We start from the raw sequence: 23259 nt of genomic DNA on the forward strand, positions 1-23259 counted from the left end.
TGTATAAAATTGAAGAGGCAAAGTTAGTTAATTAAATTGTTGCATTCTGGTTATATTTGCACTCATGCAAAAGAACTATAAACCACATCCAAATTCATTTAAAAATACTTTTTGTGTATTTCATGAAGTGCTTCCAGAAGCTGTTGAAGGCTTAAAAGTTCAATTTGAAAGTAAAGCAGGGAGTACTTATTATTATACTTCTGAAGGGATGTATCGAAAATCCAATCATTGGGGACGATTAGCTAATAGTAAATGGAGATTAGTAGCAAGGGAACCGGAAACGCTTAGTAAATTCAAAATTGGTTTTGCTACTTGGGATTCATTTTATCCGGATAATAAAGAGGATTTATTGTATTATTTAGAAATGGATTACGATAAGAATACCGTAAGTTATCAGCATAAATTAAATCCTAATTATGATCAAAAGACGATGCTGCGTAATAGTGTTGCCACGACTAAAAGGATTAAACAAGTTAGAAATATCATCGAATTGAGTTCTTGGGCTAAACATTTTGATTGCGATGATATTAGTCTCTTACGGTCCTTAATTATCGATAAATTAATTAATACTGATAAAAATTTAGATGCTATAAAAAGGGAAATAGCTGAACAATTTTTAAGTTAGGTTTTGGCAATTTTTATTAAATCTTCAAGGCTTATAGGTTTCGACATATAACCCATGATATTAGGGTTGTTTTTAGCTCTTTCTTTGTCGTCAATTGCAATAGAAGAGCTAGAGATGTATATGTTAAACGAAATACTTGTTTGTTTTTTTAGATTAGCAATTTCTTCCATAAAACCCCATCCGTCAAGAACTGGCATTTCAATATCAAGTAATATGATGTCTGGAAATGAAGTATTATCCGAAGTGTTTTTCTTCAAAGAATCAATGGCTTCTTTTCCATTTATAAACGATTGTGTAGTAGAAAACAGTCCTGATTTAAGGATTATTTTTTTCATGATGATTTGATAGATAGGATCATCGTCAATTACCCAAATTGTTTTTTCCATTATGATATATATACTTTAAAAGTTGTTCCTAAATTGGGTTCACTTTCCACGGTAATACTGCCTCCCATAGCATCAATTTGATTTTTTGTAATAAATAAACCAATACCTTTCGAGTCTTTATGGGTACTGAATTTTTTATACATACCAAATATTTTATGTCCGTTTTTGTCTAAATCAATACCTATTCCGTTATCGGAGATTTTAAGCACCGTTTTTTTACCTTCTTTGTAACTGTCGATATGAATTATTGGATGCCTGTCATGATGGCTGTAACGAATTGCATTTGAAATAAGATTGTATAAAACGCTCTCTAAATAGGCCGGATTGTAGATAATTTCTACGTCTTTTTCTATTGAAGAAATTACCTGAACTCCTTTGAACTGAATTTGATCAGACAAAACGGTTAGTGTATTGTCGATATATTGTTTTAAGTTAAGTTTTTCGACAACAATGTCTATATTAGTTTGAATATTAACCACTTCATTAAGATTGAGCATGGTTTCATTTAGTGAGTCAGAAACTGATTTTAATAATTGAATCATTTCTTCTTTTTCTTCTTCAGAATCTGAGTTTTCAATTATATCAACAATCGATGAGATATTGCTGGTATGTGATCTTAAATTATGAGAAACGATATAAGAAAAATTTAGGAGTCTCTTGTTTTGTTCGGTAACCAAATGGAATGAGTTGTTTAAGTCTTTTTGAATTTCTTTGTTTTTTGTAACATCAATCATAATTCCTCTAAGACTTTTAGCCTGTCCACTTTCTATAATAACATTAACAATGTCTCTCAGCCATACAATTCTTCCGTCTTTTGCTACCATTCTGTATTCGAAATCATGGTTGAGATTTTGATTGGTTTTTTCCATACAAAATTTCAAAGTAGCTTCTTTATCGTTTTCATAAATGTGATCAACCCAAAAATTAGGTGTATTAATCCATTCCTCAGAAGTATAACCAAGAATATCTTCTACTTTTTTGCTAACAAAATTAAATTTCAAAGTTTCGGCGTCACATTCCCATACAATTCCGTCTATTGTATTAATCAGGGATTCTATTCTTTTTTGGGAATCCAAAATCTTTTCTTCAGCTAGTTTTCGTTCTGTAATATCTTCGGCAATGGCAATATGATTAGTGAGTACACCGTTATTTTCCCATAATGGAGAAATGGTAAGTTTAATCCAAATAACATCTTTTGATTTGGTAATATGCCTTCTTTCAGTAGTATATTCTTTTATAATACCATTTCTTAATTTTTCAAAATTGGTCAATGATTTTTCTAAATCATCAGGATGGATTAAATTAATGATGCTCTTTTGTTTAATCTCTTCCTGGTCGTAACCCAGTAAATTACAATATTTTTTGTTGGCTTCTAAAAGTTGTCCTGTAACAGTATCTACATAAGTAATACCAACGGAGGCTTGTTCAAAAACACTTTTAAATTTAATTTCGTTTTTTAAAATTTCATCCGATTGTTCTTTTATTAATTTTTCTAATTCGGCAGGTTTTTTATAAAATGAAGTGGTTAAAAATCCAATTAATGCAGCCAAAGAAAACCATAATAGGGAAAATGCGAAGAAAGGTAAAATAAGTTCGTTTGGATTTTTATCAACAAGATACAGTTTCCAGTCTCCATCAGGTATTGTTGAGGTGACAGCATTTTTTTCGTCTACTTTTAATTTGTTTTCTAAAAAGAAAACTTCTTTGTGGGTAACAGGATCAACTTTTGAAAATTGAAAATAATATTTCTTAGCATCAATTTTTTTTATTTCAGGTTTATCTAATAAAGTTTTTAATCGAATTAAAATAGCAGAAAATCCCCAAAATTTATTGTTTTTGTAAACAGCAATTCGGCCTAAAATTCCTAATCCACCTTGTTTTAACTCAAATGGTCCTGCAAAATACATTTTTCGGGTTTGTATTGCTTTTAAGGCTTCCGTTCGGTATTTTTTGTTAGTTAATAGATTAATGCCCTGTGCAGCTTCATTACCTTTAGCAGGATAGGTGAAACGAATAATTCCCTTAGGTACTAGCTGGACAGCATCAATACTACTATCAGCTTCGATAATTTGTTTTCCTACTGCTTCAAAATTTTCGGGTTTTCCTTTGTCATTAATTGTCAAGGCAAGTGTTAATGCATCCACATAATTGTCTTTTAAGGACTGTTCAATACTTTTGTGAATGTTTTGAAGAATAGCATTCATCTCATCATTTTTTGTTTTTTGCGCAATGCGATATTGCTGAGAAATGATAAGAGAAAACAGGATGCAAAAAAATAAAAAGAATAATACCCCTGTCAATTTTGGCTTAATTGTAAACCATTTATTGTGACTGAAGAGAGATTTTATTAAATTCATTTATTTAGTTTTTTAATATATTTAATTATTTGTTAAATAATAAAATTTACTCAAAATATAAAGGCTTTCCGTCAAAACTATGAAAAATAATTAAAAGATTTATGACAGAAATGAGTTTTTTTATAATTTTTTTAATAAGTTGTTTTTTGTGTTTTTTAAGTCTCTTGGAGTTAGGCAAAATGTAGAAAATAAGTACTTTTGAATTTAGTTTGTATTTTAACGTTGCTAGTCAAATTTATATTTTAAATTGACAGAAAATAATTGATTTTTGAAATGGGAAGAAATAATGAAAAAAATATAAAGAAGCATAACGATAAATTGCATAAGGCTCAGGCTAAGGCAAAACAAGCAGAAATGCTTAGAAAAGAAAAATTAAAAGCCATGGTGAAAAAATTCAACGAAAATTCATCAGAAGAAAACAATTAATTAAATAGAAATGGAAAACGATAAATATGCTTTGTTAAAAGCAGAAGTTCAGGAAATAATTGATTTTATAGCTGCTAAAAACGCTAAAGAGGCCAATAATAAATTAGTGGATGTAAGTGAACAATTAGATGATTTATTAGATACTAGCGATGATGATGAAGATTTGGTTGAGTTGAGTAAATATCAAGTTCTATTGAATCAATTGTATCAAAAAATTGTTGCACTAAACGGACAGGCTCAATAAAATAACTATGACTAAGTGTTATTGTAATTCCCAAAATTCATTTGAAGCTTGTTGTGAGCCTTATATTAAAGGTATAAAAAAGGCTCCAACAGCCGAAGCCTTGATGCGTTCCCGATATAGTGCTTATGCTACCCATCAGGCGGATTATCTGGTTGAAACTACTCATGTTTCACAAAGAGCCCTGTATTCTAAAGAAGATATTTTGCTTTGGGCTACGTCTAACCAATGGCAAAAATTAGAAGTTCTCAATGTAACTCCTACCACAGTTGAGTTTAAAGCTTATTATTTAGATAAAGCTAAAAAACAACACATTCATCATGAGTTTTCAACCTTTGCTCAGGAAGATGGAATTTGGTATTATGTTGATGGTGAGTATCATTGAATAATAAAGAAATTTTCCACCCTTTAGGGATGGGGAAAAGAAAATTTTCACTTTATTGAATTTCTTTTTAACTAAAAATTAATAACTGTTTGCTTGAAGTAGTCTTTAAAATGAGTTAATTTTAAAGACTATGGAAAACAGTATAAAAAAGGGATTTTATTTTAAACAATATCAGGCTCCATTTCAATCTCCATTTGATAAATTATTTGAAATTTTCAAAGAATTAATCACTCATACTTCAGGAGATTTTGACGAAGCTATCAGTTGGCTACGCGAATTAGACGTTGAATACAAACTGACTGATGAAAATTATACCATTGACGATTTTATCGAAGATCTAAAGAAAAAAGGCTACATCAAAGAAGAATTAAAGGATAATGGAAGTCAGGGTTTAGGTATTACTGCAAAAACGGAAAGAGCCATTCGACAACAAGCTTTGGATCAGATTTTTGGAAAATTAAAACGTTCCGGAAATGGTAATCATAAAACAAAATTTTCAGGAACCGGAGATGAACATACCGGAGAATTTAGGGAATTTCATTTTGGAGACAGTTTAGAACGTATTTCGTTAACCGAAAGTTTGCGAAATGCTCAGGTCAATAATGGCGTAGACCAATTTATGCTGACCGAAAATGATTTGGTGGTGGAAGATGCGCAGTACAAAGCCCAAATGAGCACCGTATTGATGATTGATATCAGTCACAGCATGATTTTGTATGGTGAAGACCGAATTACCCCCGCCAAAAAAGTAGCGATGGCATTGGCTGAATTGATTACGACACGTTATCCAAAAGACACATTGGAAATTTTGGTTTTTGGTAATGATGCCTGGCCAATTGCGATTAAAGATTTACCCTATTTAAAAGTAGGACCTTTTCATACGAATACTGTTGCCGGTTTACAATTGGCAATGGATATGTTACGTAGAAAACGCAATACCAACAAGCAAATTTTCATGATTACAGATGGCAAACCCAGTTGTGTTAGAGAACGCGATGGGTCCTATTACATGAATAGTAATGGCTTGGACGAATACATCGTTGATAAATGTTACACTCAGGCACAACAAGCTAGAAAATTACATATTCCTATTACGACTTTCATGATTGCATCTGATCCTTATCTGCAAAAATTTGTCAATAAATTTACCGAAGCTAATCAAGGTAAGGCTTTTTATACTGGCTTGAAAGGTTTGGGTGAAATGATTTTTGAAGATTATGAAACGAATAGGAAAAAGAGAATTAAATAATCTGAAAATAGATTAAAGAAGCAAGAAAAAAGAGGTTAGAAATAATGATTATTGAATAATGACAATGATTGCAATCTTTTAATTATTCAATCTTTTAATTTTTAAATATTAAATATGAAAATAGAAAACATAAAAACCTTGGGCGAATTAAAAGCGTCAGGATATAAAAGTAAAACGATAAAAGACGAATTACGAAACAATTTGAGGGAAAAAATCAAATTAGGTATTCCAACTTTTGAAGGAGTTCATGGTTTTGAAAATACGGTTATCCCTGAGTTGGAACGAGCTATATTGTCGCGACATAATATTAATTTATTAGGACTTCGTGGTCAGGCAAAAACCCGATTGGCTCGAAAAATGGTCGAGTTGTTAGATGAGTACATTCCGTATGTGAGTGGTTCAGAAATTAATGATGATCCTTTCCATCCAATTTCGCGTTATGCAAAAGATTTAATAATTGCCAAAGGAGATGAAACCCCAATTTCCTGGTTGCATAAAAGCGACCGTTTTTTTGAAAAACTAGCTACTCCAGATGTAACTGTAGCCGATTTGATAGGTGATGTAGATCCGATAAAAGCAGCTAATTTGAAATTATCCTATGCAGATGATCGTGTGATTCATTTCGGGATGATTCCGCGGGCTAATCGTTGTATTTTTGTGATTAATGAGTTACCTGATTTACAAGCGCGAATTCAAGTTGCCTTGTTTAATATTTTGCAGGAAGGCGATATTCAAATTCGTGGTTTTAAGTTGCGTATGCCTCTCGATATGCAATTTGTATTTACGGCTAATCCTGAAGATTATACCAATAGAGGAAGTATTGTTACGCCTTTGAAAGACAGAATTGGGTCTCAAATTTTGACACATTATCCGGAAAATATCCAAATAGCAAGAACAATTACGGAACAGGAAGCCAAGTTAGATGAATTGCAAAACGAAACTGTTTATGTGCCATCTTTAGCCAGGGATTTATTGGAACAAATAAGTTTTGAAGCCAGAGAAAGCGAGTATATCGATCATAAAAGCGGTGTAAGTGCCCGTATGAGTATTACTGCTTTTGAAAATTTGATGAGTGCTGCTGAACGTCGTGCTTTAAAAGCCGGTGTGGATAAAACTACTTTGCGATTATCTGATTTTATGGGTGTTATTCCTGCGATAACAGGAAAAGTAGAACTGGTTTATGAAGGAGAACAGGAGGGAGCTGCTGCGGTGGCGGAACGTTTAATTGCCGAAGCCGTTAAAACTTTATTCCCTAATTATTTTCCAAAGATTGAAAAACTGGAAAAACCAAATGAAAAAAATGCTTATTCTGATTTGATAGAATGGTTTTTTGCTGAAAGTGGTTTTGAATTGTTAGATGATTGTTCGGATGAAGAATACCAAAGAATTTTGGGAGCGATTGTTCCTTTAGAAATTTTATTAAAAGAATATCAAGCTGATTTGGCCAAAGAAGATAAGTTTTTTGTAGAAGAATTTATTCTTTGGGGTTTAGTAGAATATCGAAAATTAAGTAAGGATAGAATTTCAGAAGGCTATCAATTCAAAGATATTTACGGAAGTTATATCAGTAAATTATAAAGTTTTATAAAATGAAAAAAATCCGTTCCGATGAACTATCAGAACGGATTTTTTTAATTATGCGAAAGCATTATTCTGTCAGCAAAGCACGATCTAAATGAACGTATCCACCGTCACAGAAGATAAATTGCCCAGTAGTATGTGACGATCTTTCTGATATTGTAAATAAACAAGTATCGGCAATTTCGTCCGGAGTAGTCATACGGTTTTCTAAAGGAATCTTTTTTACGATAGATTGTAATTTTTCTTCTCCGTTTTCCAATGTTTTAATCCAAGTATCATAAGCTGGAGTCCAGCTTTCGGCAATGATAATCGCATTGACGCGGATGGAATATTTGATTAAATCCACAGCCCATTCGCGGGTTAATCCAAGAACTCCACCTTTTGCAGCTGCATAACCGGAAGTTCCTCCCTGACCGGTCAATCCTACTTTTGATCCAATATTTAGGATAGGACCTTTAGAGGCTTTTAAGTAGGGTAATGCATTTTTTACAGTTACGAAGTAGCTTACCATATTTAACTTTAAAGAATCCATAAATTCTTCGTAAGAAGCATCTAATCCCGCGCCATCGTTTACACCTACATTATTAATCAATGCATCGATACGACCATATTTTGCTCCAATTTTAGCAACTGCATTTTCGATTTCTACAGGATTAGTAACGTCTGTTTTGCAAAATAAAGCGTCAATTCCTTTTTGTTGTAATTCTTCTACATAGGCAAATCCACGATCATTTCTGTCAATCACAGCCGGAATTGCACCTTCTGCAGCTAAATGTTGTAGAATCGTTTCTCCAATACTTCCTTTAATTCCAGCAGCCCCTGTGATAACGACTACTTTTCCTTTTAATCCTAAATCCATAATTTATAAGTTATAAAATTCTATTGCATTATTCCCCATAATAGCGGCTTGTTCTTTCGAATTTAATTTTGCAATAAAATTGGTTATTAATTCTTTTGTTTTGGTATAATTCCCTGCCACTAAGCACACTGGCCAATCGGATCCGAAAAGGATTCTGTTAGCACCAAATGCTTCTAAAACCAATTGTATATAAGGCTCGATTTGTTCTGGTGTCCAGTTATTGTAATCGGCTTCGGTGGTCATTCCTGATAGTTTGCAATTCACATTTGGGAATTTGCTAATCGCTTTCATTAGTGAAGCCCAACCGTCATAAAATCCATCTTTTATATACGGCTTGGCAATATGATCGATAACAAATTTTTGATTTGGAAAACGACGGACTAATTCTAAAGCCGTTCCTAATTGGTGTGGGAAAATAAGAATGTCATAAGTGAAATTGTATTTTTCCAACGCTGCAATTCCGTTTAAAAAATCAGGACGTAACATGAAGTTATGATCCGCTTCGCCCTGAACTACATGACGAAAACCTTTGAGTTTTTCAAATTTGCTGTATTGCTCTAAAACAGTTTCGATATTCGAAGCTCTTAAATCAACCCAGCCTACAATTCCTTTGATAAAATCATTTTTTGAAGCCAAATCTAAAAGAAAATCGGTTTCTGCCAATGTTTGGTCAGCCTGAACGGCAACACAACCATCAATACCATTTTCCTGATAAACGGTTTTTAAATCTTCCGGTAGAAAATTTTTTCTGATGACTTTCATGTCATCGTCTATCCAGGCGTGTTTTTCGGTTTCGTAAATCCAAAAATGCTGATGTGAATCGATTATCATATTACTATAATTTAAAATCAACAGTAGCCTTGATAACTCCTGTTGCAGGATTTAACCAACTGTCAAAGTTTTCTATCATTTCTGTATAAGGTACCGTGTGCGTAATAAAAGAATCGGTAGGGAATTGATTGAGTACATTGATGACATGTTCAAAATCTTCAGTAGTAGCATTTCGGCTGCACATTAAAGTCATTTCTTTGGCGTGGATAGCAGGGTGTGTGTAGGTCAATTCACCTTTGGATAAACCTACTAAAACAAAACGTCCTCCATGTGACATATAATTTGGAGCCGATTCTAAAGCGCCTTTGTGTCCCGAAGCATCAAAAACTGCAGTACACAAATCACCATTTGTAATTTCTTTAATGGCTTCTACTGCATTTTCTCCGGCAACAACTGTATAATCAACGCCAATTTTTTCTTTGGCGTAAGCCAAACGTTGCTCATTCATGTCAATAGCAATCACTTTTGCTCCTGCAATTTGAGCCAGTTTCATAATTCCAATTCCAATAGGTCCACAACCAATTACAGCAATAGTTTCACCAGGAACAATCGCTGCTCTACGGATGGCGTGAGCCCCAATTGCCAATGGCTCTACAATGGCCATTTGATCATTAGTTAAATTGTTAGCAGGCAATAGGATAGAAGCCGGAACAGTAATTTGTTCTTGCATTCCTCCATCAGTATGTACGCCTAGAACTTTGATGTTAGTACAACAGTTCGTTTTTCCGTTTCTACAGGCAATACAAGTTCCGCAGCTTACATAAGGCATTACTACCACATTATCTCCGGCTTTAATTCCTCTTTCATTCTCTCCAATTTCTAAAACTGTTGAAGCTAATTCGTGTCCTAAAATTCTAGGGTAGGTAAAGAAAGCCTGATTTCCACCATAAGCGTGTAAATCGGTTCCGCAAATTCCAACCTTGTTGATTTGTAATAAAGCTTCGTTTTCTTTTCTAACCGGAGCTTCTTTTTCTTTTAAAATAAATTCTCCCGGTTTTTCGCAAACAATGTATTTCATGTATAAAATATTAGTATTTATCTCTTTTTGATGTTTATTTTAATTTGTTCAATCGTTTGAACACTTTTTAAAATAAAAAAAACACAATTACCTGAGTATTGTGTTTTTGGTATAAAATGTTATATTTGTTCAATCGTTTGAACAAATATAGAAACTAAATTGGAAAATAAAAAGAAATCTACCATAAAAGATATTGCAGCGGTATTAGGTTTAACACCTTCGGCGGTTTCAAAAGCATTGAATGATCATCCCAGAATAAGTGAAAAGACTAAAATTGCGGTGAAAGAAGCGGCAGTTCAACTGGATTATCAGCCTAATTATTTGTCGAGTGCTTTGCGTAAAGGGAAGAGTAATCTGGTGGGAGTGATAATTCCTCGTGTAAACAGCCATTTCTTTTCCTCGGTAATGGAAAATATTGAAAAAGTACTGAATCTAAATGGTTACAGTATCATTATGACGCAGTCTAATGAGTTGTTTGCCAAAGAATGTCAGGAGATTGATACTTTACTCAAAATCCAAGTAGATGGAATCATTGCTTCTATGGCTAACGAAACAATTGATTTAGAATATTATAAAAAAATTAAATCCAAAGGAACAGAACTCGTATTGTTTGACCGTGGGGAAGAAGAGTTACATGTAGACTATGTGGGAATTGATGATTATAAAAGCAGTCACTTAGTAGTAGATCATTTAGTTTCTCAAAACTGTAAAAAGATCGCTCATATTGCAGGTTTTAAGCACATTCGTATTTATAAAGAAAGGATTCGTGGTTATATAGATGCGCTTGAAAAATGGGATTTGAAAATGGATGATAACTGGATTATTGAAAGTAATCTTAGGGTAGAAGACGGACGTCGTATTATGCAGCAATTATTGGATTCGCCTGAAAGACCGGATGCAGTTTATGTGGCTGGTGATATAGCTGCATTAGGTGCTTTGCAGGTACTTTTAGAGAATAATATAAAAGTACCCGAGGAAATGGCGCTGATTGGTTTTAGTGATGAACCTTTTACTTCACTTACTCAGCCATCTATTTCGACCGTAAATCAGCATAGTGACCAAATAGGGAAATTGGCCGCAGAAGCTTTTTTAGACCGAATGAAAAACCCGAAGAAAAAAACGGTTAACCGAATCATTCTGGAACCGGAATTGATTATCAGGCAATCTTCAGCTAAGAATTTGAAATGATAAAAAAAATAAAGAAGGTTTCTTTGTTCAAATACAGGTTTTGAATTGGTATTTTCTCTTTTTATTTTGGGAAGTACTGAAATACTTTTAATGCAATCTTTCTAATTCTAATTCCAATTGATTGCGTTCATTGTCTAATATTTCCAATTCACTTTTAAGATGTGAAATTTCCGCCTGTAATGCATTTATTTCTCTGCTTTTTTCATCTGGAGTTCTAAAAAGTTGAAAATTATTCGCTTTGATTAATTTATTTTTAGCTTCATCTAAAAGCGTTTGAATTTCTATTTTACCTATTTGAATTTCAGAAAGCCTTTTGTTAATAGTATCTTTTTTTTCTTTGGCAATTCGTTCTTCTTCCAGTCTTTGTTGTTCCGCTAAACGTTCATTTTGTTCCTTGAGTTCTCTTTCTTTAAGTAAAAATTGACGGTTTTCAATTTCTGTTTGATGGTTTATTTTGCTTAATTCTTCTTTTCTGTTTTCTTCCAAAATATTTAAAACAAAACTCCCTATAAATAATACAACAAATAATAGCACCAAATAAAAGGTGTTTTTATGAAGTCCCATGATTTTGGACTTTTTTACTTTTTCCTTTGCTATCTTTTCCGTTTCGGGTTCAAGAGTTTTAAATGGTGGGGGACTCACTTTTAGAAGTACTTGAAGTTCTTCAATTTCGGCAGCAGTTTTCCAGTCCGGCAATCCTGAGAACCACACTGGCGTTGTTGCTGTAATTTGTTTTATTTCTAATTCGGACAAGTCAAAAGGACCACTGCTTTCAACACCGTTATGTAAATAGTACTTTTTCATTATTAAATATTGAATTTCTTTTTGAAATTATACAGAAATTAAGAATTGATATAAGCTTTTCGAAATTATAAAAGTTTGCCGAATTTTAAAAATTCACATGATTAATTTAGTAGTACAATCTGAAGTCAAGTAGTTTACAAAGAGCATAGTTTTTTTGATGTAATTCTTCTACAATTTCGATAATATCATCTAATTCATCACATAGATTAAAAAAGAGTTTATCCAGATGAATACTGCTAATTTTTTGGTTTTTGATTCCGTAACCCGAAATGGCTCTGGCACCTGTAATATCAAGAAAGTACTGTGCTTCTTCGGAAGTTAAATCCAGTACTTTTTCATTGGCAAAATGGATAATTTTTCCTTTTAATTTTCCTTCAAATAATTCGGCTATTTCTTCTATGCTATAATAGTAGTTGTGAAGGCAAATGCTATTTTCCTGTCCCGGCATTACTAAATAAATAATTTGGTAATCTTTGAAATTATGGTCGTCATAGAGTAAAGCGCCAATACTTTCTTCAAGACCTTCTATTGTGTCACAGCTTTTATAAATACTGGATATTTTATTTTCAAAAGCCAGATGCTCTAAATTTTTAAGCACTTCGGTAGTAACAGTAGTTTCTACGTCAGGGACGCCTTCAAGACAAAAAATAAAGTTCTCATGGACCATTTCAGCGTGTTTTGAATTGATATAAAAGTTAGCAAAGATATACTTAAAAGAATAGTTTTTTTTGTAGTGGATACTAATTCTTTTTTATGTTTTAGAGGATTATTATTTACCTAAATAGTTGTAAAAATGTTATTGGTCGAAAATATATAAGTCAGGAATTAAATTGCTGTAAATTTATATTTTAAATGAATGATTTATCTTTAAATATCGCCTAATTATAATGAAAAAACTGTTTTTATTATTTAGTTTTTTAACTGCATTTTTTCCTGTTTACAGTCAGAAATTAGTTAATCCACCAAAAGCTTTTGGACCACTTCCTTCTGAAAAACAACTCAAATGGCATGAAATGGAGTCTTATGCGTTTGTGCATTTTTCGCTCAATACTTTTACCAATAAAGAATGGGGCTATGGGAATGAATCGCCTGAATTGTTTAATCCTTCAGCTTTAGACGCAAATCAATGGGCAAAAGTTGTAAAAGAGGCGGGATTGAAAGGGATAATTTTAGTAGCTAAGCATCATGATGGATTTTGCTTATGGCCATCTGCCTTTACTGAACGTTCCGTTAAAAATTCTCCTTGGAAAAACGGAAAAGGAGATGTTGTTAGAGAGTTATCTAAGGCCTGCAAAAAATATAATTTGAAATTTGGGTTGTATTTATCTCCATGGGATCGCAATCATCCGGCTTATGGGAAACCTGAATACATAACTTATTTTAGAAATCAACTAAAAGAATTGCTTACTAACTATGGCGATGTTTTTGAAATGTGGTTTGACGGGGCGAATGGAGGTGATGGTTATTATGGAGGAGCTAATGAAATTAGAAAAATTAATACCCTTGAATATTACAACTGGGATGAAACTTATAAAATGATTTATAGTCTGGCTCCTAAAACATTGGTTTGGGGAATTGGGCCTTCTGAAGCGCGATGGATTGGTAACGAAGAAGGTTATGCAAATGCGACCAATTGGAGTCTTTTGAGACAAAAAGATGATTTGGCCGGAAAAGTACATTATACCGAATATATGTCTGGTCATGAAAATGGTGAAAAATGGGTGCCAGGCGAAGTGGATGTATCTATAAGACCAGGCTGGTTTTATCATAAATCAGAGGATGATAAAGTACATACATTAGATGAAATGGTGGATTTTTATTATCATTCGGTGGGACGAAATGCCAGTTTTTTATTGAATATTCCGCCGGACAGAAGAGGGTTAATTCATGAAAACGATATTCAACGTTTAAAAGAATATGCGGCCGTAATTAAAGCCGATTTTAAGACAGAAGTTTTATCTAAGGCTAAAGCTACAGCTGATAATTTCCGAGGAAATAATAATTTATATGCTCCCAAAAATACAAATGATGCTAATAAGGAAAGTTATTGGGCAACTGATGACAATGTAACGAAAGCTTCTATACTTTTTACATTTCCTAAACCAACGGCATTCAATAGATTATTGCTTAAGGAAAATATCAAATTGGGTCAAAGAGTGAAAGCATTTACTGTAGAAGCCAAAGTGGATGGTAAATGGCAAACGATAGCCAGCGAAACCACTATTGGTTACAAAAGAATATTAAGATTAGCCAGAGTTACAGCTACCGCTCTCAGAATTACAATTACAGATGCTAAAGCTTCTATTGTAATTTCGAATATTCAGGCTTTTAATGCGCCAACATTTGTTAAAATGCCAATAATTAAAAGAGATAAAAGCGGTATAGTAACAATGGAAGCAGAAGCCGAAACTCCTATTTATTATACGCTTGATGGTTCAAAACCTTCAAAAGCTGCTACAAAATATACCGCTCCTTTTAAATATGATAAAGCCGTAGTAATAAACGCTGTTTCGATAAATGAAGAAGGAATTAGTAGTGCGGTTAGAAATATCAAATATGGTATTTCTAAGGAAAATTGGAAAATTGTTTCGATATCCAGCGGAGATTTGCAAACGGCTAATAAAATTATTGATGGTAATCCGGATTCAGTATGGAGTTTTGGAGAGGATTTGAGTCAGCAATCTCAAGAAGTAGTGATTGATTTAGGAAATCTAATCAGTATTAAAGGATTCACTTATACTCCAAATCAAGCGGTTGAAAATCCTGGTTTAATTTCGAACTATGAATTATATAGCAGTTCTGATGGAGTGGACTGGAAGATACAATCAGAGGGTGAATTTTCAAATATTAAAAACAATCCTATTGAACAAGTAAAGCTTTTTAATGCTATAAATGCCAGGTATTTGCGTTTTGTTGCTAAAACAACGGTTGCTGATTCTAAGGAGATTACAATAGGAGAAATTAGTGTTGTAGAATAGTTTTAAAGTCAAAAATCGGAATAATAATAATTATAAAAATCGTTGAAAAATGTTTTTTGCCGAAGTAGGCTTGTTGTTAGTCGAATTTATGATTTCAGGCTAATATGAAATAGTAATTTTATGATATAAATAAAAAAAGTGGTTATGTTTAAAGAAGGTATTAGTTACAGAGAAGCTGGAAAGTTTGAAGAAACACGTTTCGAAAAAATTCATAATGTTATTTTCGAATCCTCAAAAGAAGCCTCGATATTAGTTGCTCACGAATTAGCTAATTTAATTCACAGAAAAGAAGAATTAAATGAGCCATGCGTTCTGGGTTTAGCAACAGGTTCATCACCAATTAAGGTTTATGAAGAACTTGTGAGAATGCATAAGGAGGAGAATTTGAGTTTTAAAAATGTGGTAACATTTAACTTAGACGAATATTATCCTATGGATAAAAATAATATTCAGAGTTACCATCATTTTATGCATGAACACCTTTTTAATCATGTAGATATACTTCCTGAAAATGTTAATATTCCAAATGGAACAGTTAGTGCAGAAGAATTACAACAATATTGTATTGATTATGAAATGAAGATCATTTCTTATGGAGGATTGGATTTTCAACTTTTAGGAATTGGAAGAACAGGACACATTGGTTTTAACGAACCAGGTTCTCACATTAATTCAGGAACTAGAAGTATTACTTTAGACCATTTGACCAGAGCAGATGCGGCTCCTTCATTTTTAGGGATTGATAATGTACCTAGAAAAGCCATTACAATGGGAATTGGAACTGTTCGAAATGCTAAAAGAATAGTTTTATTAGGTTGGGGTATTAGTAAGGCTGAAATATTGAAAAAAACTATTGAAGGCGAAATGTCATCTCAAGTTCCGGCTACTTATTTACAAGAGCATAACAATACCACTTTTGTTTTAGATACAGAGGCATCATCTGAATTAACGCGAGTGAAAACGCCATGGTTAGTTAAATCATGTGTTTGGACTGACGAATTAAAGTTAAAAGCTGTAGTGTGGTTAAGTGAATTAACCAGTAAACCTATTTTGAAGTTAACGGATAAAGATTATAACGATAATGGTATGTCAGGCTTATTGGCAGAGGAAGGAACTGCCTATAATTTGAATATAAAAATGTTCAATCATTTGCAGCATACCATTACAGGATGGCCGGGTGGAAAACCATTTGCTGATGATACTTACAGACCGGAGCGTTCTAATCCGGCTAAAAAAAGAGTAATTATTTTCAGTCCGCATCCTGATGATGATGTAATTTCAATGGGAGGTACTTTTGATCGATTAGTTGAGCAAGGACACGAGGTTCATATTGCTTACCAAACTTCGGGGAATATTGCAGTTTCAAATGAGGAGGCATTAAAATTTGCAGAAGTTTCTTCTGTTTTAAATTTTGAGTCTAAAGAGTCTAAAGAAGTTATTGATTTCTTGAAAAATAAAGGGGAAAATGATATTGATTCTCTTCAGGTTAGACAACTAAAAGGATTGATTAGAAGAAGTGAATCGCTAGCTGCAACACGTTATCTAGGAGTTCCAGATGCTAATGTTCATTTCTTGAATTTACCGTTTTATGAAACAGGAACAGTAAAAAAAGGAAATCTTACTGAAGCTGATATTAAAATAATGTGTGATCTTATTGAAGATATAAAACCACATCAAATTTATGCAGCCGGAGATTTAGCCGATCCTCATGGAACGCATAAAGTGTGTTTAGATAGTTTGTTTGAAGCATTAAAACAATTAAAGCACAATAGTTATATGGATGATTGTTGGGTTTGGTTGTACCGAGGTGCTTGGCACGAATGGGAATCTTATCAAATTGAAATGGCAGTTCCTATGAGTCCGGATCAGGTATTGAAAAAACGACACGCTATTTTTTACCATCAATCTCAAAAAGACGGAGTTATGTTCCAGGGTGATGATAGCAGAGAGTTCTGGGTACGTGCCGAAGATAGAAACAGAGCAACAGCAAAAAAATATAATGATTTAGGTTTAGCTGATTACGCTGCGATTGAAGCATTTAAGCGTTATCACTTTTAAAGTTTGGTTGGTTAGCAAGTGTAATTTTAGTTTTTGTTGGTTATTTACTAAATTACATTAACAAAAATGCAATCGTAATGATTGCATTTTTTTTGTTTTATATAGATTTGAATCAATGATTTTATTAGAGCGAATTGTTTAGAATTCGTTGTTTTACTTCGTCAATATAGGATCTTCCAATAACATATCTTAGTCCTTCAATTTCAATACTATTTCCTTCTACAGCATCAATTTTATTAACAGCTACGGTGTAGGAACGATGTATTCTTATAAAATCTCTTTCGGGTAATAAATTGGTGAAATCAGATAGGGTACTGTGGATGATATATCTTCCCGAAGTTGTGTTGATTTTTAAATAATCTTTTAAACTTTCGATAACCAAAATTTCATCTAAGAAAATTTTTTTCATTTTCTTTTTGTCAATTTTTACAAAGATGAAAGGGTTTTCTTTGGAGTTGTCAATAGCTGTTTTGTTTGTAGCATCGAGTCTTTTGTAAACTTTATTGATAGCCTTCATCAACCTTGGAAATTCAATGGGTTTGACTAAATAGTCAAGAACATCTAATTCATAAGTTTGTATAGCAAATTCGTCGTAAGCACTTGTAATTATTAAAAGAGGAGGATTTTCTAAACTTTTAATAAAATTAATACCATCCAGTACAGGCATATTTATGTCAAGGAAGATAACATCAACAGTATTGTTTTTTAAATAATTCAAACCTTCGATTGAATTGTTAAAGGTTTTTACTAATTCTAATTCTTCAATTTGTTCGATATAATTTTTAATAACATTAATTGCTAATGGTTCGTCATCAATTATCAGACATTTAATTTTCATTGTTGGATATATTATTTTTAGGTCAATTTAATTAAAGTTTGTTTTGAATAGTGTCAAAGGATCTTTAGGCAACTTTAATTTTAAGCTTGACAACAAAATTATTGTTTTTATTTTTAATAGAAAGTTTATAATCACTTTTATTATAGCCTAATTCAAGTCTTTTTTTAACATTTTCAATACCAATTCCACTGGATTTACTTAAATTGTCTACATGATTCGTAACGGCAGGCATTGGGTTTGAAACCGAAAAATAGAGAAAATCTTCTTTGATTTTGAAGTTAATGTCTATTTTAACATTACCTACATTTTTATTAGCACCATGTTTGAAAGAATTTTCTATGAATGTCAATAAAAGCATAGGAGAAATCTCTTTTTCATGAATATCTCCCGAAATATACATATTTACTTCGAGTCTTTCATCATGTCGAATTCGTTCTAGATCAAGATAGTTTTGAATACAAAGAATTTCGTTTTCCAGCGTTTGTCTTTTGCTTTGTGTTTCATACAACATATAGCGCATTAATTCAGACAATTTTAGGATAATCTTAGGTGTCTTATTTGATTTTTCTACTGATAAGGAGTAGATGTTATTTAGAGTGTTAAAAAAGAAATGCGGAGATATTTGAGATTTTAAAAAAAGTAATTCTGTTTCCAAATTGGCTTTTTCTAAATCGGTAACTCTTTTGTGTTCTTTGATAAAGTCAAGTGTAATTTTAATAGCGGTTACAAAAGTAATTACATATAGTTCGCCTATCATCATATCTATCGTATAATTCAAAGTCAGTATTTCTATACGTTCCGGTCCTTCTGGCCACACATTGTGATTGATTAAATAATAAGTGAGATTAAATTTAACCATCACCATACAAAATATAGAAAGGAGTAAGAGAATTATGTAAAGCGTGTACTTTTTTTTGTAAACAAAATTTGGCATGAGAACCAAAATATTCAAATAACAAAGTGTCATGTGAATAGGGAATCCCAGCAGATTAGATTTTAATGAATAGAGGTAATCATTGAAATAGCTTCCCCATCTAAAAGTATTAAAAATGAAATAAACTGACCAGAACACTACATGGTAATGCAATGGAATTTTATGAAGCTTGTTAGAATTAAAAAACATGTTTTTGATTTTAGGGTTTTCGAGGTGTTTTTTTGGTGTTTAGCCGTGTTTAATTGTTGTCCGTCTAAAATTATTTCAACAGCTGTCAAATTTATATAAATTTAGTGTTAAATATAAGAATATCGTTTATGAAGAATATCGCTTTACTTGTTTTATCGGCAACTTTGCTTACAAATTGTAAATCAAATAGCGAAAAAAGGACAGCTAAATATGATGATTTAGTTCAATATGTAAATCCTTTTATTGGAACCGGAGGTCATGGTCATACCTATCCCGGGGCAACAGTTCCGTTTGGGATGATTCAGGTAAGTCCTGATAATGGTTTTTCAAGTTGGGATTGGTGTTCCGGTTATCATTATTCGGATTCGATAGTTGCGGGTTTTAGTCATTTGCATTTAAGCGGAACGGGTATTGGGGATTTGGCTGATATTCTTTTTATGCCAATCAATAAACAAATTGAATTAACAACTAAAGCAACTTCCAGAGATTTACTGGCTTATAAATCCACCTACAGTCATAAAAATGAAACTTCAAAACCAGGTTATTATCAGGTTTATTTAAATGATTCTAAAATCAATGTAGAATTAACAGCTTCGCAAAGAACCGCTTTCCATAAATATACTTTTGAAGATAAAGATTTACAATCGGTTATTGTTGATTTAGGTTTTGCTATCAATTGGGATAAGGCTACCAAAACCGAAATTACCATCGAAAATGAAACGACAATAAGTGGTTATCGTTACAGTACAGGATGGGCCAAAAATCAAAAAGTTTTTTTCGTAGCTCAATTTTCAAAACCTATTTCTAAATGGGGATTAGTTGCCGATGAAAAGAATATAGCCGGCATAAGTGCATCAGGAGAAAAAACAATTGCACAATTATTTTTTGATCATAAAAATTCAAATGAATTGTATTCTAAGGTTGCAATTTCTTCTGTAAGTGTAGCTAATGCTAAAGAAAATTTAGACAAAAGCAATTTTGATTTTAATAAAGTAAAAGCAACAGCTACTAAAACCTGGAATACAGCTTTAAATCCTATCGAAGTAGAAACATCAGTCGATTCTCTTAAAACAATTTTTTATTCAGCACTCTATCATTCACAATTAGCGCCGGTAACTTATAGCGATAAGAATGGTCAGTTTAGAAGAGAAGATGATAAAATTATTACGGCTAAAGATTATACCGCTTATTCTACTTTGTCGCTTTGGGATACTTTTAGAGCCGAAAATCCTTTGTTGACTTTAGTAGCTCCTGATAAGGTTTCTGATCTTATCAATTCGATGTTAGCCTATTATGAAACCAAGAAAATTTTACCAGTTTGGACTTTGTATGCTAACGAAACCAATACGATGACAGGATATCACGCCATACCGGTAATTATGAATGCTTATAATAATGGTATTAAAGGTTTTGATGTCGAAAAAGCCTATGAAGCGATGAAAAGCACTATGATGCAAAATGAACGCGGATTAGATTTGTACAAGAAATATGGTTTTATTCCATATAATCTTTTGGATGAGTCGGTTACAATTACTTTAGAATATGCTTACGATGATTGGTGTGTGGCTCAAATGGCTAAATCTTTAGGTAAAGAAGAAGATTATAACTATTTCCTAAATCGTTCAAAAGCCTACGAATTTTTATTTGATGCCAAATCCGGATTCATGCGAGGAAAAGCAGCTGATGGAAAATCCTGGAATGAGCCTTTTGATCCTAAACATTCGAACCATAGAGAACATACTGATTATACCGAAGGTAATGCTTGGCAACACAGCTGGTTTGTACCTCATGATGTAGATGCTTTTATTCGTTTACATGGTGGAAACGAAAAGTTCAGCAAACGCTTAGAACAATTATTTACAGAAAGTTCAGAAATAACCGGTAATAATATTTCGGCTGACATTTCAGGATTAATAGGTCAATATGCGCATGGAAATGAACCAAGTCATCATATTGCATATATGTTCAATCATGCTAAACAACCGTGGAGAACACAATATTGGGTACGCCATATTTTAGATACGCAATACAATACAACTCCTAATGGATTAAGCGGAAATGAAGATTGCGGACAAATGTCGGCTTGGTATATTTTTAGTTCCATGGGATTGTATCCTATGAATCCTGCTTCAGGAGAATATGAAATTGGCAGTCCAATTTTTGAAAAAACAACGCTTAATCTTCCTCAAGGAAAGAAATTTATTATTGAAGCAGCGAATGTTTCAGCAAAGAATTTTTACATACAATCGGCAACACTAAACGGATTACCGTTTAATCAAACAACCATTACACATCAACAGCTATTAGACGGTGGGACTTTACATTTTGTTATGGGGTCTGAGCCAAATAAAAATTGGGGATTAACAAAATAATATTAGAAGAAATGAATAGCATAGATGTAGCAATAATCGTTTTTTATATCCTATTAACAATAGGAATTGGGATTTGGATTTCAAGAAAAGCCTCTAAAGGTTTGGATGATTATTTTTTAGGAGGAAATTCAATAAAATGGTATTATTTGGGATTGAGTAATGGTTCGGGAATGTTTGATGTTTCCGGTACTGCCTGGATGGTTGGAGTACTTTTTTTATATGGTATTAAAAGTTTCTTTTTAATGTGGCTTTGGCCTATATGGAATCAGGTTTTTGTGATGATGTTTCTAGCCATTTGGATTAGAAAATCGAATACCATGACAGGATCTGAGTGGATTTTGACCCGATTTGGGAACGATAAAGCAGGACGGGCTTCACATATTATTGTAGCGGTTTTTGCTATCGTATCTACCATTGGTTTTATAGCTTATTTCTTTGAGGGAATCGGTAAGTTTATGACCATTATTTTACCTTGGGATTTGGCTATTCATTTAGGTGATATTTCTTTATTGACTTCAGAACAAAGCTATGCCTTATTAGTTATTTTTCTAACAACAATTTATACCATAAAAGGAGGTATGTTTTCGGTTGTAGCGACAGAAGTTTTACAATACGGAATTATGGTTGTTGCCGGTATTCTTGTAGCGGCTTATTCCTTTATTAATTATACGGATGTTCAAATTAATTCGGTGATAACAGAAGAATGGAAAAATGTGTTTTTTTCAACGGAATTAGGTCCTCACTGGAGTGAAAAATTTCAAACTTTTAATAATTTGATTGATACCGAAGGTTATAAAATGTTTGGAGCTTTGGTTGGAATGTCTTTATTCAAAGGATTTTTTGCCAGTATTGCAGGACCTACACCAAGTTACGATTTACAACGTATTCTTTCCACCAAATCGGTTAAAGAAGCGGCTTATATGAGTGGATTTACCAACTTAATTTTATTCATTCCTCGCTACCTTTTAATTGCTGGAATTGTAGTAATTGCATTAGTAACAATGGCTCCTGAAATGAATTTAAATCCAAATTTAAGTGGTGCTGATTTAGAGGTGATTATGCCAAAAGTAATTAATTTTCAAATTCCCGTTGGTATTAAAGGTTTGTTATTAGCGGGATTGTTAGCTGCATTTATGTCTACTTTCTCAGCATTTGTAAATGCGGGTCCGGCCTACATTGTAAATGATTTGTATAAAAAATATTTTAAACCAAATGAAACTAGTGAGCATTACATCAAAGTGAGTCAAATTGCTTCTTTTTTAGTGGTAGGTTTAGGCGTTTTTATGGGATTTTTTGCAGAGTCGATTAATTCACTGACCTTATGGATTACCAGCGCTTTATTTGGAGGTTATGTGGCAGCTAATTTCCTTAAATGGGTTTGGTGGCGTTTCAATGGTTGGGGATATTTCTGGGGAATGTTCGCTGGATTGATTATTGCTTCCTTAGAATTTGTTTTGGAACAAAATAAAGGAAGTTTCGCTCAGGGAACTTTATTACATACTTTATCTGAGATGCAGGCTATTTATTTGTTCCCAATTATTCTTGCTTTTTCAGCATTAGGATGTGTTTTAGGAACCTATTTCAGCCAGCCAACCGATATGGAAGTTTTGAAATCTTTTTACACTAATGTTAGACCTTGGGGATGGTGGAAACCCGTTTATCAGTTATTGAAAAAAGAAGATCAACAATTTGAAAAAAATAACGATTTTATAATGGATATGTTTAATTGTCTAGTAGGTATTGTTTGGCAATCGAGTATGATAGTTTTACCAGTTTATTTTATTATTCGTGATTATCCAAAGACGATTGTTTCGTTAGTTGTTTTCTTAGTAACCACAGTAATTTTAAAATATACCTGGTTAGATAAGGTTCGAAAAATTCAAGATTAAATTAAAATTGACAAAAGTTTTAATCAAGTAGCATTAAAAGATTTAATAAAA

At 32.7% G+C, this 23259-nt stretch carries 20 protein-coding genes; 11 read left to right on the plus strand and 9 right to left on the minus strand.

Annotated elements, in window-relative coordinates; all coding sequences use genetic code 11:
• Positions 1-64 precede the first annotated feature (64 nt).
• Positions 65-625: a hypothetical protein gene (locus tag AAEO59_RS06675; protein ID WP_341699961.1), complete on the plus strand. Its 561-nt coding sequence runs from the start codon at positions 65-67 to the stop codon at positions 623-625.
• On the opposite strand, the gene AAEO59_RS06680 is transcribed toward AAEO59_RS06675, so the two are convergent.
• Both AAEO59_RS06680 and AAEO59_RS06685 read right to left on the minus strand, forming a co-directional pair.
• Positions 622-1011: a response regulator gene (locus AAEO59_RS06680; RefSeq protein WP_341699962.1), complete on the minus strand. Its 390-nt coding sequence runs from the start codon at positions 1009-1011 to the stop codon at positions 622-624. The genes AAEO59_RS06675 and AAEO59_RS06680 overlap by 4 nt on opposite strands.
• Positions 1011-3368 (minus strand): sensor histidine kinase, encoded by a 2358-nt coding sequence (locus AAEO59_RS06685; RefSeq protein ID WP_341699963.1) that lies wholly within the window; start codon positions 3366-3368, stop codon positions 1011-1013. Before AAEO59_RS06685 ends, AAEO59_RS06680 begins: the two co-directional genes overlap by 1 nt.
• A 273-nt stretch (positions 3369-3641) precedes the next feature.
• Between AAEO59_RS06685 and AAEO59_RS06690 the strand changes: the two genes are divergently transcribed.
• From AAEO59_RS06690 to AAEO59_RS06710, 5 genes are all read left to right on the plus strand, one after another.
• Positions 3642-3794 carry a hypothetical protein gene (locus AAEO59_RS06690; protein WP_341699964.1) on the plus strand — a complete coding sequence of 51 codons (153 nt, stop codon included), beginning with the start codon at positions 3642-3644 and terminating at the stop codon, positions 3792-3794.
• Between the two features lie 10 nt (positions 3795-3804).
• Positions 3805-4038 carry a hypothetical protein gene (locus AAEO59_RS06695; RefSeq protein ID WP_341699965.1) on the plus strand — a complete coding sequence of 78 codons (234 nt, stop codon included), beginning with the start codon at positions 3805-3807 and terminating at the stop codon, positions 4036-4038.
• Between the two features lie 7 nt (positions 4039-4045).
• A complete protein-coding gene (locus AAEO59_RS06700) occupies positions 4046-4420 on the plus strand; it encodes a YchJ family protein (RefSeq protein ID WP_341699966.1) in 375 nt (124 codons plus the stop codon).
• A 130-nt stretch (positions 4421-4550) separates the two neighbouring features.
• Positions 4551-5669 carry a vWA domain-containing protein gene (locus tag AAEO59_RS06705; RefSeq protein WP_341699967.1) on the plus strand — a complete coding sequence of 373 codons (1119 nt, stop codon included), beginning with the start codon at positions 4551-4553 and terminating at the stop codon, positions 5667-5669.
• 114 nt (positions 5670-5783) lie between these two features.
• Positions 5784-7247, plus strand: a complete 1464-nt coding sequence (locus AAEO59_RS06710) for an AAA family ATPase (protein WP_341699968.1) — start codon at positions 5784-5786, stop codon at positions 7245-7247.
• A 70-nt stretch (positions 7248-7317) separates the two neighbouring features.
• Here the strand turns inward: AAEO59_RS06710 and AAEO59_RS06715 are convergent, their stop codons facing one another.
• The 3 genes from AAEO59_RS06715 to AAEO59_RS06725 are packed head-to-tail and all read right to left on the minus strand — an operon-like array spanning position 7318 to position 9958.
• Positions 7318-8109, minus strand: a complete 792-nt coding sequence (locus AAEO59_RS06715) for an SDR family oxidoreductase (RefSeq protein ID WP_341699969.1) — start codon at positions 8107-8109, stop codon at positions 7318-7320.
• A gap of 3 nt (positions 8110-8112) precedes the next feature.
• Positions 8113-8940, minus strand: coding sequence for an amidohydrolase family protein (locus tag AAEO59_RS06720; RefSeq protein ID WP_341699970.1), 828 nt, complete (start codon positions 8938-8940; stop codon positions 8113-8115).
• A gap of 4 nt (positions 8941-8944) precedes the next feature.
• Entirely contained in the window at positions 8945-9958 is a 1014-nt protein-coding gene (locus AAEO59_RS06725) for a zinc-binding alcohol dehydrogenase family protein (protein ID WP_341699971.1), read from the minus strand.
• Positions 9959-10117: 159 nt separating this feature from the next.
• Between AAEO59_RS06725 and AAEO59_RS06730 the strand changes: the two genes are divergently transcribed.
• Positions 10118-11146 carry a LacI family DNA-binding transcriptional regulator gene (locus AAEO59_RS06730; RefSeq protein WP_341699972.1) on the plus strand — a complete coding sequence of 343 codons (1029 nt, stop codon included), beginning with the start codon at positions 10118-10120 and terminating at the stop codon, positions 11144-11146.
• 87 nt (positions 11147-11233) lie between these two features.
• Here the strand turns inward: AAEO59_RS06730 and AAEO59_RS06735 are convergent, their stop codons facing one another.
• Together AAEO59_RS06735 and AAEO59_RS06740 are read right to left on the minus strand one after the other, a co-directional pair.
• On the minus strand, positions 11234-11950 hold the full coding sequence (locus AAEO59_RS06735) for a DUF4339 domain-containing protein (RefSeq protein ID WP_341699973.1): 717 nt from the start codon (positions 11948-11950) through the stop codon (positions 11234-11236).
• Between the two features lie 106 nt (positions 11951-12056).
• Entirely contained in the window at positions 12057-12617 is a 561-nt protein-coding gene (locus AAEO59_RS06740) for a DUF6642 family protein (RefSeq protein WP_341699974.1), read from the minus strand.
• Between the two features lie 220 nt (positions 12618-12837).
• Between AAEO59_RS06740 and AAEO59_RS06745 the strand changes: the two genes are divergently transcribed.
• Both AAEO59_RS06745 and nagB read left to right on the plus strand, forming a co-directional pair.
• Complete coding sequence (locus AAEO59_RS06745) at positions 12838-14928, plus strand: alpha-L-fucosidase (protein ID WP_341699975.1); 2091 nt, start codon at positions 12838-12840, stop codon at positions 14926-14928.
• A 144-nt stretch (positions 14929-15072) separates the two neighbouring features.
• Positions 15073-16986: a glucosamine-6-phosphate deaminase gene (gene nagB, locus AAEO59_RS06750; RefSeq protein WP_341699976.1), complete on the plus strand. Its 1914-nt coding sequence runs from the start codon at positions 15073-15075 to the stop codon at positions 16984-16986.
• A 124-nt stretch (positions 16987-17110) separates the two neighbouring features.
• Here the strand turns inward: nagB and AAEO59_RS06755 are convergent, their stop codons facing one another.
• Both AAEO59_RS06755 and AAEO59_RS06760 read right to left on the minus strand, forming a co-directional pair.
• Positions 17111-17824, minus strand: a complete 714-nt coding sequence (locus tag AAEO59_RS06755) for a LytR/AlgR family response regulator transcription factor (RefSeq protein ID WP_341699977.1) — start codon at positions 17822-17824, stop codon at positions 17111-17113.
• A 64-nt stretch (positions 17825-17888) separates the two neighbouring features.
• Positions 17889-18947: a sensor histidine kinase gene (locus AAEO59_RS06760; protein ID WP_407934922.1), complete on the minus strand. Its 1059-nt coding sequence runs from the start codon at positions 18945-18947 to the stop codon at positions 17889-17891.
• Between the two features lie 128 nt (positions 18948-19075).
• Between AAEO59_RS06760 and AAEO59_RS06765 the strand changes: the two genes are divergently transcribed.
• Positions 19076-21319, plus strand: coding sequence for a GH92 family glycosyl hydrolase (locus AAEO59_RS06765; RefSeq protein WP_341699979.1), 2244 nt, complete (start codon positions 19076-19078; stop codon positions 21317-21319).
• 11 nt (positions 21320-21330) lie between these two features.
• Entirely contained in the window at positions 21331-23208 is a 1878-nt protein-coding gene (locus AAEO59_RS06770) for a sodium:solute symporter family protein (protein ID WP_341699980.1), read from the plus strand.
• Positions 23209-23259 lie beyond the last annotated feature (51 nt).

It is taken from the genome of Flavobacterium flavipallidum (assembly GCF_038289905.1).
GTDB lineage: Bacteria > Bacteroidota > Bacteroidia > Flavobacteriales > Flavobacteriaceae > Flavobacterium > Flavobacterium flavipallidum.

Bases quoted from the DNA above. Each gene is read 5' to 3' on its own strand.
- AAEO59_RS06675 (WP_341699961.1), top strand. From the start codon at position 65: ATGCAAAAGAACTATAAACCACATCCAAATTCATTTAAAAATACTTTT.
- AAEO59_RS06680 (WP_341699962.1), bottom strand. From the start codon at position 1,011: ATGGAAAAAACAATTTGGGTAATTGACGATGATCCTATCTATCAAATC.
- AAEO59_RS06685 (WP_341699963.1), bottom strand. From the start codon at position 3,368: ATGAATTTAATAAAATCTCTCTTCAGTCACAATAAATGGTTTACAATT.
- AAEO59_RS06690 (WP_341699964.1), top strand. From the start codon at position 3,642: ATGGGAAGAAATAATGAAAAAAATATAAAGAAGCATAACGATAAATTG.
- AAEO59_RS06695 (WP_341699965.1), top strand. From the start codon at position 3,805: ATGGAAAACGATAAATATGCTTTGTTAAAAGCAGAAGTTCAGGAAATA.
- AAEO59_RS06700 (WP_341699966.1), top strand. From the start codon at position 4,046: ATGACTAAGTGTTATTGTAATTCCCAAAATTCATTTGAAGCTTGTTGT.
- AAEO59_RS06705 (WP_341699967.1), top strand. From the start codon at position 4,551: ATGGAAAACAGTATAAAAAAGGGATTTTATTTTAAACAATATCAGGCT.
- AAEO59_RS06710 (WP_341699968.1), top strand. From the start codon at position 5,784: ATGAAAATAGAAAACATAAAAACCTTGGGCGAATTAAAAGCGTCAGGA.
- AAEO59_RS06715 (WP_341699969.1), bottom strand. From the start codon at position 8,109: ATGGATTTAGGATTAAAAGGAAAAGTAGTCGTTATCACAGGGGCTGCT.
- AAEO59_RS06720 (WP_341699970.1), bottom strand. From the start codon at position 8,940: ATGATAATCGATTCACATCAGCATTTTTGGATTTACGAAACCGAAAAA.
- AAEO59_RS06725 (WP_341699971.1), bottom strand. From the start codon at position 9,958: ATGAAATACATTGTTTGCGAAAAACCGGGAGAATTTATTTTAAAAGAA.
- AAEO59_RS06735 (WP_341699973.1), bottom strand. From the start codon at position 11,950: ATGAAAAAGTACTATTTACATAACGGTGTTGAAAGCAGTGGTCCTTTT.
- AAEO59_RS06740 (WP_341699974.1), bottom strand. From the start codon at position 12,617: ATGGTCCATGAGAACTTTATTTTTTGTCTTGAAGGCGTCCCTGACGTA.
- AAEO59_RS06745 (WP_341699975.1), top strand. From the start codon at position 12,838: ATGAAAAAACTGTTTTTATTATTTAGTTTTTTAACTGCATTTTTTCCT.
- nagB (WP_341699976.1), top strand. From the start codon at position 15,073: ATGTTTAAAGAAGGTATTAGTTACAGAGAAGCTGGAAAGTTTGAAGAA.
- AAEO59_RS06755 (WP_341699977.1), bottom strand. From the start codon at position 17,824: ATGAAAATTAAATGTCTGATAATTGATGACGAACCATTAGCAATTAAT.
- AAEO59_RS06760 (WP_407934922.1), bottom strand. From the start codon at position 18,947: ATGTTTTTTAATTCTAACAAGCTTCATAAAATTCCATTGCATTACCAT.
- AAEO59_RS06765 (WP_341699979.1), top strand. From the start codon at position 19,076: ATGAAGAATATCGCTTTACTTGTTTTATCGGCAACTTTGCTTACAAAT.
- AAEO59_RS06770 (WP_341699980.1), top strand. From the start codon at position 21,331: ATGAATAGCATAGATGTAGCAATAATCGTTTTTTATATCCTATTAACA.